This is a genomic window from Flavobacterium bizetiae, from assembly GCF_024271895.1.
Lineage (GTDB): Bacteria > Bacteroidota > Bacteroidia > Flavobacteriales > Flavobacteriaceae > Flavobacterium > Flavobacterium bizetiae.
Window position 1 is genome coordinate 1,601,135 of sequence record NZ_CP091861.1, and the last position, 17,718, is coordinate 1,618,852.

General features: G+C 34.7%; 10 protein-coding genes. 3 read left to right on the forward strand and 7 right to left on the reverse strand.

Features of this window, described 5'->3' with window-relative positions:
* Positions 1-106: 106 nt before the first annotated feature.
* The 7 genes from L0669_RS07195 to L0669_RS07225 all read right to left on the reverse strand — a co-directional run bounded on the left by L0669_RS07195 (position 107) and on the right by L0669_RS07225 (position 12,052).
* The gene (locus L0669_RS07195) at positions 107-1,726 is read right to left on the reverse strand and encodes an alpha-amylase family glycosyl hydrolase (RefSeq protein ID WP_263762384.1); all 1,620 of its coding nucleotides are present in this window, start codon (positions 1,724-1,726) and stop codon (positions 107-109) included.
* Positions 1,727-2,191: 465 nt separating this feature from the next.
* Positions 2,192-4,069: a glycoside hydrolase family 13 protein gene (locus tag L0669_RS07200; RefSeq protein WP_263762386.1), complete on the reverse strand. Its 1,878-nt coding sequence runs from the start codon at positions 4,067-4,069 to the stop codon at positions 2,192-2,194.
* 104 nt (positions 4,070-4,173) lie between these two features.
* Positions 4,174-6,288, reverse strand: a complete 2,115-nt coding sequence (locus tag L0669_RS07205) for a glycoside hydrolase family 97 protein (protein WP_263762388.1) — start codon at positions 6,286-6,288, stop codon at positions 4,174-4,176.
* A gap of 28 nt (positions 6,289-6,316) precedes the next feature.
* Complete coding sequence (locus tag L0669_RS07210) at positions 6,317-8,620, reverse strand: glycoside hydrolase family 65 protein (protein ID WP_263762389.1); 2,304 nt, start codon at positions 8,618-8,620, stop codon at positions 6,317-6,319.
* A gap of 192 nt (positions 8,621-8,812) precedes the next feature.
* Entirely contained in the window at positions 8,813-9,466 is a 654-nt protein-coding gene (gene pgmB, locus L0669_RS07215; RefSeq protein WP_263762391.1) for a beta-phosphoglucomutase, read from the reverse strand.
* Between the two features lie 18 nt (positions 9,467-9,484).
* On the reverse strand, positions 9,485-10,840 hold the full coding sequence (locus L0669_RS07220) for an MFS transporter (protein WP_263762393.1): 1,356 nt from the start codon (positions 10,838-10,840) through the stop codon (positions 9,485-9,487).
* Positions 10,841-11,020: 180 nt separating this feature from the next.
* On the reverse strand, positions 11,021-12,052 hold the full coding sequence (locus L0669_RS07225; RefSeq protein WP_173970816.1) for a LacI family DNA-binding transcriptional regulator: 1,032 nt from the start codon (positions 12,050-12,052) through the stop codon (positions 11,021-11,023).
* A 235-nt stretch (positions 12,053-12,287) separates the two neighbouring features.
* Between L0669_RS07225 and L0669_RS07230 the strand changes: the two genes are divergently transcribed.
* The 3 genes from L0669_RS07230 to L0669_RS07240 are packed head-to-tail and all read left to right on the forward strand — an operon-like array spanning position 12,288 to position 17,697.
* Positions 12,288-15,359, forward strand: a complete 3,072-nt coding sequence (locus tag L0669_RS07230; protein WP_263762395.1) for a SusC/RagA family TonB-linked outer membrane protein — start codon at positions 12,288-12,290, stop codon at positions 15,357-15,359.
* Between the two features lie 15 nt (positions 15,360-15,374).
* Entirely contained in the window at positions 15,375-16,940 is a 1,566-nt protein-coding gene (locus L0669_RS07235; protein WP_263762397.1) for a RagB/SusD family nutrient uptake outer membrane protein, read from the forward strand.
* A 10-nt stretch (positions 16,941-16,950) separates the two neighbouring features.
* Positions 16,951-17,697: a SusE domain-containing protein gene (locus tag L0669_RS07240; protein ID WP_263762399.1), complete on the forward strand. Its 747-nt coding sequence runs from the start codon at positions 16,951-16,953 to the stop codon at positions 17,695-17,697.
* Positions 17,698-17,718 lie beyond the last annotated feature (21 nt).

Below are 17,718 nucleotides of genomic sequence, written 5' to 3' on the forward strand. Positions count from 1 at the left end.
TTAGCCACAGATTAAAAGGATTAGCACAGATTTGAAAATCTTTTTAATCTTTTTATCCCGATAGCTATCGGGAGTGGCAAAAAAACTTTGTGACTAAATCTCGTGATTAAATACGCTCTAATAAAACAAGTCCGAATTCAGAATGTACAAATGCTTTTCCGTCTTCAACTTCTGTTTCTTCACCAGAAAAAGCATCTTTTAGTTTCGTTCCATCTTGAAAAATAGATGCTACAGGAAGTTCTTTTAAACCAATGCCAAGATCTAAACCAATGATGACTTTGTCTGTATAGTTTTCATTCGCATAACTTCTGGAGAAAATATACGGTTTTTGAGAGATCATTTGATGTATTCCTGCCCCAACTGCCGGATGATTTCTACGGAATTGCCCTAGTTTCTGCCAATGCAACAATATTCTTTGTGTTTCGGGATTATTTTGAATATCATCCCAATTCATGAAAGATCGCAAAGTTGCATCGCCTACTGTGCCTTCGATAACCAGAGAACGACCTGATTCATCACCATAATAAACCTGAGAGATTCCGGGTGAAAGCAATAATTTGGTTCCGGATTCGAAAGTTCGGTTACGATGTGCATCAAAAGGATCGGGGTCATCGTGGGACGATACATAGTTAAGAACGCTATAGCCTTTTAATTCATTTTGAAGTTTGTTCGAATATTTTGAAAATATAAATTCATAGTCGTTTTGTGCATCCAGCTTAAACTCAAAATTGATCATGCAGTTAAAACCATTCTCGAAGTAATTGACTTTTCGATCTCCAAAATCATAATAAAGTCCACCATTTATGCCGTAACCGTAAACTTCGGCAATGCTGTAAAACGGATTCTGATCTAATACTTCTGAAGGGTGGTTTTGTTTCCAGGTTTCGAATGCATAATAGCATTCTCTTTTAAAATCCAACCAAACATTTTCTTCGGTATGTTTTACGGTATCGGCTCTGTAACCGTCAATTCCAAATTCTACGATATAATCTGTCAGCCATTTTATAATGTAATATTTGGGCGTTCTGGGATAACCGGTTCTTTTGAAGAATTCATTGATCGAAGCAATTTCTTTTTCGTATCGACCTTCTTTATTCCATTTTTCGATTAAAAAAAACGGTATTGCAACTTCCTGATTGCTTTCGGTTCTCACATCCGGAAGATTATCAACTAATGTACACATTGTAGTATTTTCGAATGATTTGTAATCGCAAACCACTCCGGTTCTTACCCAGTCTTCCGGCCACATAGGATCTTCGGGAGTTACGGGTCCGGTGTGATTGATTACGCCATCAAGCATAATTCTGATGCCTTTTGCATGGGCTTTTTTGACTAAATTACCTAAGTCTTCTTTTGTGCCAAAGTTAGGATCTAAAGAAGTCCAGTCTCTCGCCCAATAACCGTGATAACCATAACTGAGCCCGGTTCCTTCGTCGACTCCATCATGAATTTGTTCTACTATCGGCGTAAGCCAAATAACATTTATGCCTAATTGATCGAAGTAACCTTCGTCGATTTTTTTTATGATTCCGATGATATCGCCGCCTTCAAAACCGCGTAGTTTTCCGGTTGTTTTGGTTCGGTTAAAATTTAGATCGTTAGAAGTGTCTCCGTTGTAAAAACGATCGGTAAGTAAAAAATAAACATTTGCTCCTTCCCAAACGAAAGGAACTTTCGAAGTATTGTCATTATTCATTGCAACTGATTTTGAGTCAGAATAACTCATGATTAGTAATCTTAAAGATAAAGAAAGAATAGCAGATAATAAAAGAATTAACGAATGATTGTCAAAAAATAGTAGCCACAGATTACAAGATTAAAATGATTTTTTTTAATCTGAGTCTAAAAAAATGCCACGAATTCACGAATTATTTTTTGACAATCTTTGAGGATAAAAATTCGTGAATTCGTGGCGGAAAAACATTGTGCAAGACGCACTACTGTACGTATCTACGATACATTTAGGTAGAAAAAATGCCACGAATTCACGAATTATTTTTTGACAATATTTGAGGATAAAAATTCGTGAATTTGTGGCGGGAAAACGTAGTGTAAGACGCACAGCAGTGCGTCTCTACGATACATTTAGGTTGAAAAAAATGCCACAGATTAAAGGATTAAAATGATTTTTTAAATCTGAGTTAATCCTTTAATATGTGGCAAAAAAAGTTGCGAACCTTGCGGTTAGTTTTTATTCCAATTCTAAAACAATAGCGGATTTTGGCTCTAAAGTAATTTCAGAAGCTAAATCGAATGTTTTTCCAGTTATAACATCTTTTCCTGATTTAAAGTTTTTGACGTTTTCTTTGAAACGATTGGTTTTAATAGTTTGCGCTGTAGCATTGTTATTGAAAACTACCATTACGGTTTTGGCATCTGTATATCTGAAATAAACATACGTGTTATTTTCCGGGATATAATGTGTCATTTTTCCGAAATGAACTGCTTCATTTGTTTTTCTCCAGTTGAATAATTTCGAAGTAAAATCAAAGTATTTTGCTTGTTCAGCTGTTCTTCCTGCTGCAGTAAAAGCATTGTTTTTATCACCAGCCCATCCTCCAGGAAAGTCCTGACGAATATCGGCATCGCCGCCTTTACCTTTATCACCGCCCATTCCAATTTCTGAACCGTAATACACTTGTGGAATTCCGCGAACGGTTGCCAATAAAGTCATGGTCAGTTTGTATTTTGCTAAATCATATTTAAAAGTATGATTGATACGGTCTGTATCATGATTCTCAGCAAAAACCAAAATATTATTGGTGTTTGGATATAAAAAATCCATTGCAAAATTGTTGTAGAATTTAATCAATCCGTTGTCCCAGCTTGGCTCATTTTCGTTAAAAGCAGATCCAATCTGACTTTGAAGCGTAAAATCCATTACACTTGGAAGATTTGAATTGTAGTTTTCGATTGCTCCAATTTTACTGTCTTTTTGCCAATAAGCTAAGTTGGCCTGATTGTGCATCCAGATTTCTCCAACGATATTAAAGTTAGGGTATTCGTTTGTAATTGATTTTGCCCAATTTGCCATAGCCGTTTGATCAGAATAATTATAAGTATCTACTCTAAATCCGTCAAGATCTGCGTATTCAATCCACCAAATGGCATTTTGAGTTAAGTATTTTGCCACCAAAGGATTTCTTAGGTTTAAGTCTGGCATAGAAGGAACGAACCATCCATCAATACAAACTTCCTTATCTAATTTTGAAGCGTGAATATCTGTAATTACTTCACGACGGTGATGTGTTTGCGTGAAAGTATCAAATTGATTGAACCAGGTTTTAGTTGGCATGTCGTTAATCATCCAGTGTGTAATTCCCCAGTGATTGGTAACATAATCCATAACCAGTTTCATGTTCTTTTTGTGCATTTCTGCAGCCAAACGAACATAATCTTCATTGGTTCCATAACGAGGATCTATTTTGTAAACATCGGATTGTCCGTAAGTATGATACGAATGTTGTTTGTCATTGTCTTCGCATAAAGGCGTATTCCAGATTGTAGTTGCACCAAGAGAAGAAATATAATCTAAGTTTTTAATAATTCCTTCAATATCTCCACCATGACGACCGCTTGGATCTTGTCTGTTTCCTTTTTCTGTTAAAGCAGCGTTGCTATCATTTTTAGGATTTCCGTTAGCAAAACGATCCGGCATAATCAGGTACATCATATCTGATGCATCGTAACTTTTTCTGTTAGCCGAATTTGCTCTTCTTTCTTTAAGAGAATATTTCTGCGTAAAGGCAACTTTGTTTTTGGTTTTGAAAGAGAAAACCAGTTCAGATGCTTTTAAGTTTTGTGTATCAATAGTAACAAAAAGATAGTTTGGATTTTCTGTTTTTTCAACATTTTTAATTACCACATTATTCGAAACCGAAGCTTCGTATCGTGCAATATTTTTTCCGTAGAACATAATTTGTAGTTCCGGATTTTTCATTCCTGCATACCAGAATGGCGGCTCTACTTTCTGGATTTGCGCTTTCGCGGAAGCGGAAAATAACAGAACCAATAAAAGTAAGGTATAGAATGAATGGTTGAGGTTGAGTGTTCTTTTTTGGATATTCATAGTAAAGTAGCATTTAAACCATATAAGAAATGTAAGAACATTTAAGAAAAAACGGATGATGCTTCAAATTAAATGGACTTACATTTCTTTATAAGATTAATTAATTATTTAGTTTCGATAATGCTTATTGCATAACCTCCGCCTGGAACAGATAATTGTGATAATTTTGATTTGTTTGTTACAGCAATTTTCTTGATTGTATAAGCTTGCGGATTTGTTTTGTAATGCGCATCTTTTGCATCAGCATAAATTGTAGCGGTATATTTTTTACCTTTTTCAAGGAAACTGAAATCAATGTTTGATGTACGGGCTGTTTCTCCGTTTACATTTCCAACAAACCAATTGTTTGTTCCTTTTGCTTTACGGGCAACCGTGATAAAATCTCCTGGTTCAGCCTCGATATATTTACTTTCTGACCAATCTACAGCTACATCTTTGATGAATTGGAATGCATCTGGAAAACGGTTGTAGTTTTCTGGAGTATCAGCTGCCATTTGTAATGGGCTGTACATTGTAACGTATAATGCCAATTGATTTGCAATCGTACTGTTTACATGCGATTTGTTGTCAGGATTCATTTTGCTGATATCCATTTCGAAGATTCCAGGAGTATAATCCATTGGTCCACCAATTAAACGTGTAAATGGTAAAACGGTAACGTGATTAGGTTTAGAACCTCCAAAAGCTTGATATTCTGTTCCTCTTGCAGATTCGTTTCCGATTAAGTTAGGATACGTTCTCGCAATTCCTGTTGGACGAACTGCTTCGTGAGCATTTACCATAATTTTGTAATCAGCTGCTTTTTCGATAGCATATTGGTAGTGGTTTACAATCCATTGGTTGTAATGGTTTTCACCGCGAGGCAAAATATCTCCCACATAACCGCTTTTTACAGCATCGTATCCGTTATCGTTCATGAATTTATAAGCGGCATCCATGTGGCGCTCGTAGTTACGCACAGAACCTGAAGTTTCGTGGTGCATGATGATTTTTACACCTTTAGATTTTGCATATTCGTGCAAACCTTTTACATCAAAATCAGGATAAGGTGTTACGAAATCAAAAACGTAGTCTTTTGAGTGACCAAACCAGTCTTCCCAACCTTCGTTCCAACCTTCTACTAAAACTGCGTCAAAACCATTTGCTGCAGCAAAATCAATGTATTTTTTTACGTTAGCATTGTTTGCTCCGTGCGTACCATTTGGTTTTGCTTTAGAAAAATCAGAAACGCCTAATTGTACTGTTGGAAAATCGTTTGTGTATGACCAAGAGCTTTTTCCTGTAATCATTTCCCACCAAACACCAATGTATTTTACAGGTTTAATCCATGAAGTATTTTCAATTTTTGATGGATCATTTAAGTTATACGTCATTTTTGAAGCTAAGATTTCTCTTGCGTCATCGCTTACCATAACCGTTCTCCAAGGCGAATGACTTGGTGCTTGCATGTATCCTTTATCACCTTTTGCATCTGGCGTTAACCAAGAAGTGAAAGTCATGTTTTTATCATCAAGATTCAAGTGCATACAAGAATAGTTGATCAAAGCTGCTTCATGTAAGTTGATGTATAAACCATCATTTGTTTTCATCATAAGAGCTGTTTGAACTCCTGTTGGTGAAAAGTTTTTTTGCGAAACATTTGCAGTATATGCTTTTTGAGATAAACCTCTAATTTCAGATAATTTAGATTTTGTATAATCGTATTCCTGAGTATCGTAATCTCCCGGAATCCAAAAAGCAGTGTGGTCGCCCGCCATTGCAAATTGAGATCTTTCTTCTTTGATTACGAAATAAGTAAGATTTTTTTGTGTTGGAAATTCATATCTAAATCCAAGTCCGTCATCAAATAAACGGAAACGAATTACGATTTGTCTTTCAGTTCCTTTTTGATTCAAAGTAACTGCCAATTCATTATAATGATTTCTAATTTTATCTACTTCGCCCCAAACTGGTTTCCAGGTTTCATCAAAAGTGGAAGTTTTAGAATCAACAACTGTAAAATCATTCAATAAAGATTTTTTATCATCTTTTAGTTCAAGACCTAATTTACTGGTTTTAATAACCTCTTTGTTCTTGTATTTCAGATTATAAGTTGGAGTTCCGTCGTTTTGAAGCGAAAATTCCATTACGAACTTGCCTTCGGGTGACTTTAATTGTTGCGCTTCTGCAATAGTGCTAAAAGCAAACAAGATTAAACTTGCGAAAAATAAGTTTTTCATGTTTTTTAGTTTTTAAGGGTATTGTAATTTAATTAATTTGTACAAATTTACTTGCAATTATAGGATTTCCGTTTACCACAATTGTTAAATCTTGGTCACCATCTACAGTAAATGTCGTTTCGTTATGATTTACAGACACTTTAAGAATTTGATTTCTAAAATTGATTTTAAAAGAGTAACCTTTCCATTCTTTTGGAATTTTCGGAGCAAAATGCAATTGATCATTTTTCACTCTCATTCCGCCAAAACCTTCTACAATACTCATCCATGTTCCGGCCATTGAAGTAATGTGACAACCTTCTTCAACTTCTTTGTTATAATCATCAAGATCAAGACGGGAAGTTCTTAAATAGAAAGTATATGCCATGTCCATTTTGTCTAAATGGGCAGCCTGAATAGAGTGTACGCAAGGCGAAAGTGAACTTTCATGAACGGTAAAGGATTCGTAAAATTCGAAGTTGCGTTTTAGTTCTTCTTTAGAGAAATGATCTTCAAAGAAATAGAAACATTGTAAAACGTCGGCTTGTTTGATATAAGGCGAACGTAAAACACGGTCCCAAGACCATTTTTGATTGATTGGACGTTGTGATTTGTCCAGATCTTTTACGGGAACTAAATCTTTGTCTAAAAATCCGTCTTGTTGCAAATAAACACCCAATGCTTCAGAAGTTGGGAAATACATATTATCAGCTACTTTTTTCCATTCCTGAATTTCAGCAGCAGCAAGATTAACTTTTTCTAAAATACGTTTGTGATCTGCAGGATATTCTGCAGCTACTTTATTAATTTGTTCCTCAGTATAATCAATACACCATTTTGCAATATAATTGGTGTAGAAATTATTGTTGATGTTGTTTTCGTATTCGTTTGGACCTGTAACTCCCAGAATTACATATTGATTTTTATCTTTAGAAAAAGAAGCTCTCTGGTGCCAGAAACGTGCAATACCAATTAAAACTTCAAGACCTTTTTCAGGAATATAAGAGTAATCTCCGGTAAAACGGTTGTAGTTGAAAATGGCAAAAGCAATAGCACCGTTTCTATGAATTTCTTCGTGTGTGATTTCCCATTCGTTATGGCATTCTTCACCATTCATGGTCACCATTGGGTACAATGCAGCGCCGTTTTTGAAACCTAAATTATCTTTGGCATTTTCGATCGCTTTGTCTAATTGATTGAAACGGTACGTTAATAAGTTTCTCGCAACTTGCTGATCTTTTGTCGCCATATAAAACGGAATACAATACGCCTCAGTGTCCCAATAAGTAGATCCTCCGTATTTTTCTCCTGTAAAACCTTTTGGTCCAATATTCAAACGAGAATCTTTTCCTAAATAAGTTTGGTTTAATTGAAAGATATTGAAACGAATTCCTTGTTGTGCTTTTACATCACCATCAATTGTAATATCTGACATTTCCCAGATTTTTGCCCAGGCATCAATTTGATTTTGAAGTAAAGCGTCGTATCCTAAATTAAGAGCAGATTTTATTACTTTTTCGGCTGCAGCCAAAGTATTATCATGGTTTAAAGAAACGGTATATCCTCCAATTTTCTGGATAGATGAGGTTTGTCCTTTAGCAATAATAGTTCCGTAAGTAAACTGAACTTTATCTGATGTTGAGTCTATTGTAGAAGGCGAAACATGAATGTTCTCATCATTTGCTAAAATCGTATTGTGCATGAAAGTTGTAACTTTAAAATGCGTTTTAAACGTTTGTGCAGTTACAAAAGCTTCATTTGTGCCTTTTTTTACTTCAAGTGGTTCCCAGAATTTTTCTTCCCAATTGGCATCTTCATTGGTTACACCAGCATCGATATAAGGCTTGTAAACAATTTTTGCATCTTTGTTTAAAGGAGTAATATCAAATTTGATAACTCCAGCTTCATCCAAATCTAAAGAAAGAAAACGACGAATGTTTACGGCGATTTCGGTTCCGTTTTTTAAAATTGCTTCAAAAGAACGATTGTACCATCCTTCTTTCATATTCAATTCTCTACGGAAGTTTCTAACTTCTGTACAGGTATTCAAATCAAGATTTTCTTCGTTGATTTCAACGTCAATTCCAATCCAGTTTGGGGCATTTAATACTTTTGCAAAATATTTTGGGTACCCGTTTTTCCACCAGCCTACTTTGGTTTTATCAGGATAATAAATTCCGGCAATATAGCTTCCCTGAAAAGTTTCTCCAGAATAGGTTTCTTCAAAATTCGCACGTTGTCCCATAGCACCGTTTCCGATACTAAAAAGACTTTCAGACGATTTAACTCTTTCGGCATCAAATCCTTCTTCGATGATAGACCAGTTATCTGGTTTTATATAATCTTGATTCATTTTTTCTTTAATTAGATAATTCTTTAATTAGAAAAAGGGTCAATTGGGTAATTAGATAATTACTCTTTGGTCGATTTCTAATTGTTGATTGTTTTACTTTTTTGATTGATGATTTGTAACGATTTACGAGTTTGTTTCAATTTGATAATTCAGTTTTTAATAAATTATCTCATTCTCTAATTGTCACATTCTCTAATTGATTAATTTCCCGATAAAGCTTTCGTCTATTTCGGTAAAATCTTTAAAAATGTATTGGGCTTCATGCAAAATTGTTTTCTCACCAATTCCTATACTTACCATTTCTGCAATGTTTGCTGCCTGAATTCCGGCAACAGAATCTTCGAATACAATTGAATCTTTTGGATCAATATGTAATAATTGAGCTGCTTTCAGGAAAACTTCCGGATCTGGTTTGGCATTGGTAACGTCGTTTCCGTCAACAATAACATCAAAATATGAGATGATTCCTGTTTTCTCCAGAATTGGTCTTGCATTTTTACTGGCAGAACCTAAAGCGATTCCTTGATTTTTTTCTTTTAATAGTTGCAGAATTTTAAAAACTCCCGGAAGAATCTCGCTTTCGTCCATGTCAACTAAATAAGATAAATAATCTTCATTTTTTTGAATCAGCCATTTGTCTTTGTCTTCCTGCGAAGCCTGAACATTTCCTAATCCAAGTATAATATCCAACGAACGAACTCTGCTTACACCTTTTAGAAGCTCATTGTCTTCATGTGTAAAATTTATGTTTAATGATTGGGCTATTTTCTGCCATGCTAAAAAGTGATATTTAGCGGTATCGACAATTACGCCGTCAAGGTCGAATATGAATGCTTTTTTGCTCATTATATTAGAAATTGTTCTTTATGATTTTTGAATAGTGTCGTCTACATCTTTTACTTTGTAGACTAAAAGGGCAGCGATTAAAAAGCTTACTCCGCTTGTAATTAAGGCGTAAATAGCATCACCGTTGTAAAGGTATTTTACAATTGGACCTCCAATAAGTGCATTTACAATTTGAGGAATAACAACGAAAAAATTGAAAATTCCCATGTAAACGCCCATTTTTTTAGGAGCAATAGATCCTGCAAGAATTGCGTATGGCATTGCCAAAATACTTGCCCAGGCAACTCCAACTAAAATCATTGGTAATATAACCCAGTTTTCATCGGGCATAAAATAAATAGAGATTAATCCAATTCCTCCAATGATTAATGAAAGTGCGTGAGTTGATTTTCTTCCGATTTTTTTAGCGATATACGGAAGGAAAAACAGTGCGATAATAGCAGAGACTAAATTGTAAACTCCAAAAAGAATTCCAACCCAGTCCCCGGCATCCTGATATTGCTGGCTTGAAGCGTCACTTAACGGTAATCCATAAATGTGATGTGCAATGGCTGGAGTTGTAAAAACCCACATACCAAATAATCCAAACCACGAGAAAAATTGTACCCAACTAAGCTGACGCATTGTTGTTGGCATTTTCGCAAAGTCTGTAAAAATGTCTGTAAGTTTTGATTTTTCTTCAGTAGGAACATCTACTTCGCTTTGAGGATCTTCAAACTTAGATAATTCTTCTGGTGAATATTCCTTAGTTGTAAACATCGTTACCAGAATAGAAGCTATTAAAACGGCAGCTCCAATGATAAAGGAAAGGGTCAGGTTCAAGGGCACACTTCCTGGAACTGTACTGTTTGAAACATGAAAATACTTTGTTAAAACATAGGGTAGTGCTGAACCTATTACGGCTCCAAAACCGATTAATGAAGTTTGAATACTAAAGCCTGCAGTACGCTGATCTGTTCTTAAATTATCACCAACTAAAGCGCGAAAAGGCTCCATGGCAATGTTGAAAGAAGCGTCCATGATCATTAACATTCCGGCTCCAACCCATAAGGCAGGTAATACTGAAATAAAAATATTAGCTTGGGGCATTAAAATTAAACCTACCGAAGCTAAAATAGCACCTACTAGAAAAAACGGCTTTCGTCTGCCAAATCGTCCCCAGGTCTTGTCGCTATAATGACCAATAATAGGTTGCACTATTAATCCCATAAGGGGAGCAATAATCCAGAACCATGATAATTCATGTACGTCGGCACCAAAAATTTGAAGAATTCTGCTGGCATTTGCATTCTGAAGTGCAAACCCCATTTGTATTCCCAAGAAACCGAAACTCATGTTCCAAATTTCCCAGAAACTTAATTTACGCTTTTCCATTATCGTAATTAAAAAATTAATTAGACGATAAGCGCTTTGCTTATCAAAACTTACTTATGGTTTCGAAGTAAAAGTAAAAGCTTTGAGCAGCCGTAAAAGTATTAATTATTTTTTTAATTCAAAGCATAAAAAAACCATAAAAAAAAATTATGGTTTTGGAATAAGTTGATTTTAAGAAAATTAGTCAGTAGATTCTCTTTGTATTAGGTGTGTTTCTATAACTTCTGTGGTGTAATTTTCGTTTTCTTCATCGTCGTCGTCATGTTCAGCTTCTAGTCTTTCGATCAGCATTTTAGCTGCTTTATTCCCCATTTTTTCGCCACTTTGACTAACGGTTGTAATGCTTGGAGTGGAGTATTTAGAAATAATTCCGTCAGTAAAAGCAATTACCGCAAGATCTTCAGGAACTTTAAGTCCCATTTTGTTGGCTGTTTTAATAATTGTTACGGCAAAAAGTTCATTTACTGCAAAAACGGCATCAAAAGCCCTGTCGTGTAAAAGCTGGCTGATCGTTATTTCGCAAGTATCTACATCTTCAATTTTGATAATTAGATCTTCATTAAACGGTAATCCGTTGTCCAGAAGTGCTTTTTCGTAACCATCAGTTCTCAATTTTCCAACACTTACATAATCAACAGTAGTAACCAAAGCAATTTTTTTTCTTCCGTTATCAATCAAACTCTGAACTGCTTCGTAGGCTGCTGCTTTATCATCAATAATAACTTTGTCGCATAAAATATCATTGGTAACACGATCAAACATTACAACAGGCATTCCTTGATTGATAACTTCTGTAATATGGTGAAAATCACCTTTGTATTGCGTTTCTTTAGAGAGAGACATGATAAAACCATCGATACTTCCGTTGGCTAACATCTCCATATTTAAGACTTCTTTATCGAAAGAATCATCAGATAAACATATGACAACACTATAGCCATTTTCGTTTGCAACCTGTTCAATTCCGTTGATTACCGTCGAGAAAAAATAATGTACAATTTCCGGAATGATAATACCAATACTTTTGGTTTTTCGGTTTTTTAGACTAAGAGCAATGTTGTTGGGTTTATAGTTGTAAAACTTCGCAAAAGCCTGAACTTTTAGACGTGTTTCTTCTCCTATTTCTAAGCTGTTTCTAAGTGATTTTGAAACAGTTGAAATAGAAACGTCGAGTTCCTTCGCAATCTGTTTTAGGGTTATTTTACGTTTCATAGGATTAGTTGAAAAAAATCTAATTATTAATAAAGGTATCTTTTATTTTTTGATTTGACATTTTTTGACTGAAAAGATTACAAAAAATAGAAAGTTTTCAACACTACCACGTTTTCGTAACTCAATAAAAAAGGTCTCTGGTCGAGCACGTTAATAAATTCATAATTTTGAGATTCGAAGTAAAATTAAAAACTTAACTAACAATCAAAAACTCAAACTAATTTAAACAAAAAGTATGAAAACAATTTACAAAAAGTTGTTATTTTTATTCCTACTGTTACCGTTTAGTGTACTAGCTCAAAGTACCTTGACAGGAACAGTTGCCGATCTGGCAACGGGGCAACCAATCCCGGGAGTAAACGTAAATGTACAAGGTGCTCCAGGCGGATCATCAACAGATTTTGACGGTAAATTTCAGTTATCTAATTTAAAAAATGGAGACAAAATTTTGGTTTCATTTATTGGATACAAAACGTCAACAATAGTATTTAGCGGTCAAAAAACTATATCGATTTCTTTAGAGGAAGATACCAATCAGCTTAAAGAAGTTGTGGTACAGGTAGGTTATGGTACTGTTAAGAAAAAAGATGCTACAGGTGCGGTAACAGTTTTATCTGCCAATCAGCTTAATAAAGGACCGGTTGGTTCTGCAGATCAATTACTTGTAGGTAGAGCTTCAGGAGTTAGAATAACTACAGATGGTGGTATGCCAGATGCTAACCCAAACATTAGAATTAGAGGTGGAAGTTCATTATCAGGTAATAACAATCCGTTGATCATTATTGACGGTGTGCCAATTGATAATACCAATCCGGCGGGAATCTCTAACCCGTTAACATTGATTAACCCTAATGATATTGATTCGTTTACAATATTAAAAGATGCCTCTGCTACAGCTATCTATGGTTCAAGAGCGTCTAATGGTGTTATCATTGTTACTACTAAAAGAGGCGTTAGCGGTGCTCCAAAATTTACTTTTTCATCTAATATAACTGTTGGTAAAGTAAATAATCCGGTTGATATGATGACTGGACCTCAATTTACTTCTTTCATGCAAAAGTATCACCCTGATTACACTAATTTATTAGGTGTTCCTGATGGTACAGGTGCATTAGATAATCCTGCAACTCCTCAAATAGAAGGAAGAAAATTATACAATACAGACTGGCAGGATTTAATTTACAGAACATCATTCTCTAGTGATAATAACTTTAGTGCAAGAGCAAATTTATTTGGTAAAATTCCATTTAGAGCTTCTGTTGGTTATGCTAAAAATGAAGGTGTTGTAAGAACAAATGATCTTGAAAGATATACAGGATCTATTAAACTTTCACCGGTTTTATTAGATAATCATTTAAAAATTGATGTGAATGCTAAAGGTATTTCTGTTAAAAAGAACGCTATAGATGCTGATGCTGTTATTGGTAGTGCTTTAGGAATGGATCCTACTAAACCAGCTTATGCTGATCCTAATTCACCAAATAATATTTTTGGAGGATACTATCAGTTGCTTAATACTAATAAATCTATTAATGGAGCACAAAATCCATTGGCAATCTTGAATCAAAGATCTCGTCCAGAGGAAGTTCAGAAATTATTAGGAAACATTGAATTAGATTATAAAATGCCATTTTTCGAAGCTTTAAGAGCTGTTGTTAATGGTGGTATCGAAGCATCTAAATCAAAAATTAGAGAATCATATTCAGAGAATGCTCTTCAGACTTATCAGTTAGACAACTCTGCCGGAACAACTCCTCCAACTTATGTGTTTAATCCAGGTTTAAATTATGCCGAAGATCAAACCGTTACAAATAAAACATTAGATGCTTATTTTGTATACAACAAAAGCTTAACAGGATTTGTAACCAGAGTTGATGCTCAGGCGGGTTATTCTTACCAAAACTTTAAAACTGACGGAACTAAGGAAAATTACAGATATAGTACTGTAAATGGTTTAAGAGAGTTAACTCCAAACCCAGCGAATAATGCTAATAACAGATACTATAATGAGAGAAACTTACAATCGTTTTTTGGAAGAGCAAATTTTGATTTAGTAGACAAATATTTATTTACGTTTACTTTAAGAGCAGATGGATCTTCTTTATTTAAAGAAGATAAAAGATGGGGTTATTTCCCTGCAGCGGGTGTTGCATGGAGAATGAAAGACGAATCATTCTTAAAAGATTCTAAAACCTTTAAAGACTTAAAATTAAGATTAGGTTACGGTATTACAGGACAACAAGATATAACAGGTGTTGCAGGTTCTTATCCTTACAGTGCATTATTTGCACCAACTGGTACCTCAAGTACTTATATTCCTGGAGTAAATGGTTATTATGCTAAACCTTATAACGAGGATTTAACATGGGAAAAAACAACTACCTATAACGTAGGTATTGATTTTGATCTTTTTGAAAAAAGTATTGTTACAGGTAGTATCGATGCTTACCAAAAATATACAAAAGATTTGCTTTCTGTAGTTTCAGCGGCTCCTGGACAAGCTTTAACAAATGAGTTTGTTGCGAATGTTGGAGACATGAAAAATAAAGGTGTTGAAGGAAACTTAAATGTAAAAGTGATCAATAGTGATGATTTCAATTTAGCTGTAAATGGAAATATTGCTTATAACATTGGTAAAATTACAGATTTGAACAACAGAACGACAAACGTAGATAACGCATCGAACATTCCGGTAGGAACAGGACAAAAGATTGCTTACAATACAGTTGGTCAGCAACCTTATTCAGCTTGGGTATTTCAACAAGTTTATGATTCAAACAACAAACCGGTAGAAAATGCTTTTGTTGACAAAAACGGAGATGGTGTTATCAATGATAGTGACAGGTATTATGTGGCTTTGAGACCAAACTGGACTTATGGTTTAGGATTAACAGCTTCTTACAAACAGTTTGATTTATCAACAACTTTCAATGGTCAAATAGGAGGGAAAGTATACAATGCAAGAAAACTTCAGTCTGGATTTATTGATAAAGCATTGCCTGCAAATTCAACTAGTTTAACGAATGTGTTAAATACTGAATTTGATTTTCAAACTATAAACGGAAACGTTCCATTTTCTGATTATTACTTAGAAGATGCAAGCTTTTTACGTTGTCAGAACATAACTCTTGGATATAATTTTGACAAAGCAATTAAAGGTGCTACTTTAAGATTGTATGCTTCAGCTAATAATGTATTTATTGTAACCAATTATACAGGGGTTGATCCGGAGAATTTCAATGCAATTGATAATAATTTCTATCCAAGATCAAGAACTTTCAGTTTTGGTCTGAATTTAGACTTTTAATAAAAAAATATAAAGATGAATCAATTTAAATTTAAGATAATAGGAGCTGCTTTGGTTCTATTCTTGTTCACTGCTTGTGTAGATGACTTAAATACAGAACCAAAAGTAGAATTGACTTTGGATAAGCTTTTAGAGCAGGATCCAAATGCTGTAGACGGTTTAGTTTCTAAAATTTACGGAACTTTTGCTCTTTCAGGTCCTGATGGTCCAAGTTCTACAGATGTTACTACAAAAGATGCTGGAGAAGCTGCTTTTTTAAGAAGTATCATCAACTTACAGGATTTCTCTGCAGATGGTATGAAAAACCGTTGGGGAGATGATGGTTTAGATCAGTTGACTACAACAACTGGTTGGAATGCAAATAATAAATTCTTTAGATATTTATACGACAGAGCTTATTACACAATATCTCAATCAAGTAATTTAATTCAGATTTTAAAAACGACGAAAGTAGATGTTCCAAACAAAGAAAATCATATTGCAGAATTGCGTTTTTTAAGAGGATTAGCTTATTACTATCTTATAGATTGTTTTGGTAAAGGAGCTATTACAACCGAAGCTGATATTAATACAACGACTCCAAAAAAAGAATCTACAAGAAAAGAGCTTTTTGCCTTTTTAGAATCTGAATTAAAAGAAGTTGAAGGTACTATTACAGCAACAAAATCTTACGGTAAAGCAGATAAAAATGTAGTAAGAATGCTTTTGGCAAAATTATACCTAAATGCAGAAGTGTATACAGGAACTCAAAGATATGATGATGCTTTATTGTATTCTAAAAAAGTAATCGATGAAGGTGGTTATACTCTTGCGCCAAATTTTGGAAGTGTATTTTCAGGAGATAATAATACTTCGCCGGAAATTATCTACTTTTTAATTGCAGATGCTGTAGTAAGTCAGGGTTATGGTAATACAACTTATATCATTAACGGAAACCTTAGTACAGAAACAATGAACCCTAATAATTATGGTGCTATTGATGCCTGGACTGGTCACAGAGCTACTAAAGCATGGTACGGATTATTTAATAACGGAAACTTAGTTGATTCTCCGGATGACAGAGCAAAATTATTCTTTACTACAGGCCATTCTTATGAGATGAATGATTATAAAAAATGGACTGACGGTTATCCTAGTGTAAAATTTACAAACAAAAACTTTGTAGGACCTACAAATGCAACAAGTTTTGCTAACACAGATTTTCCTTTGTTCAGATTGGCTGATGCTTACTTAATGTATGCTGAATGTGTTGTAAGAGGAGCAAGTGGAGGTTCTGCAGGATTAGCTTTAGAATATGTAAATAAAGTGAGAACAAGATCGCATGCGGGAGAAATAAATGCGGGAGAATTAAACCTTGATTTTATTTTGAAAGAAAGAGGAAGAGAATTAAATCTTGAAGGACACAGAAGACAGGATTTAATTCGTTTTGGAAAATTTACCGGAGGATCTTACCTATGGCCTTGGAAAGGTGGAGTAAAAGATGGAGTTGCAATTCCTGAAACTTACAACTTGTACCCAATTCCTACAACTGCGTTACAGGCAAATCCACAGTTAACACAAAATCCAGGTTATTCATCTTAATACGAGAAATATGAAAAATATATTAAAACTAAGTGCATTTGCACTGTTGTTTATATCAGCTACAGCTTGTGATTCAGATGATGATCTTACTGTAGTAACGCCAACAAAAGCGGCTGTATTAGCAGTTCCTGCTGAAGGGACAGTTTATGTTCTTGATAAAGCAGAGCCTAACAAAGTAGCGGCAACTTTTACATGGGATGCTGCACAATATGCAGGTGAGTCAACGCCGGTAACTTATCAGGTTGAAATGGCAAAATCAGGAACAGACTTTAAAGACGTGGTTGTTGTTTCTGTAACTACAACAAATAAAGTAGCCGTAACAAGCGGAGAACTTAATGCAGCAGCGGTAAATGCCGGATTAACAGCTTTTCAATCTCAAGATGCAGACATTCGTGTTAAATCGTATGTTGGTGCGCGAGGAATTGCTCAGTACTCAAATGTTATTAAACTAGCTATTACGTCATATTCTGCATGGGACAACTGGGGACTTATTGGTTCTGCAACTCCTAATGGATGGGATGATCCGGATACTAATTTAGAGTATGATTTAGCCACTAAAACATACTCATATACTGGGCCGTTGAAAGTTGGAGACTACAAATTTAGACTTGACGATAAATGGGACACTAACTATGGCGATAATGGTAATGATTTAACATTAGAAGCCGGAGGTGCTAACATTCCAGTTACTGTTGCAGGAAACTATACAATCATTGTTGATTTTGTTGCAAAAAAATACACCATTACAAAAAACTAACGTTTTGTGATAATTAAAAGA